Source organism: Halochromatium glycolicum (assembly GCF_016584085.1).
GTDB classification, from domain to species: domain Bacteria; phylum Pseudomonadota; class Gammaproteobacteria; order Chromatiales; family Chromatiaceae; genus Lamprobacter; species Lamprobacter glycolicus.
Window position 1 is genome coordinate 1 of the sequence record NZ_NRSJ01000142.1, and the last position, 492, is coordinate 492.

A 492-nucleotide genomic window follows, 5' to 3' on the forward strand; every position below is an offset into this window, starting at 1 on the left:
CTTCGAGCTGACCGGCTCGCAGAAGCAGGCGATCGAGGCGATCCGGACGGACCTTCGCTCCCCTGAGCGCATGCTGCGGCTGCTGCAGGGCGACGTCGGCTCCGGCAAGACGCTGGTCGCGCTTTCGGCCATGGCCGACGTGACGGAGGATGGTGGCCAGGCGGCGCTGATGGCGCCGACGGAGGTTCTGGCACGCCAGCATTTTGCGACGATCGCCCCGCTTGCCGCGACCGCCGGGCTGAAGGCGGAGCTTTTCACCGGGCGCGAGGGCGGCGGAAACGCCAAGCTGGCGGCGCTCGCCGCCGGTGAAATCGACATCGCCATCGGTACGCATGCGCTTTTCCAGGAAGCCGTCCGGTTCAAGGATCTCGCCCTTGTCGTCGTCGACGAGCAGCACCGCTTCGGCGTCCACCAGAGGATGCTGCTGGCGGCGAAGGGCGCGGCCCCCGACCTCCTCGTGATGACGGCGACGCCGATCCCGAGGACCCTCGT

General features: G+C 69.3%; 1 protein-coding gene. It reads left to right on the plus strand.

Features of this window, described 5'->3' with window-relative positions; translation table 11 throughout:
* Window positions 1-492: DEAD/DEAH box helicase (locus tag CKO40_RS23890; RefSeq protein WP_200348952.1), on the plus strand; the 492-nt coding region annotated here is incomplete at both ends.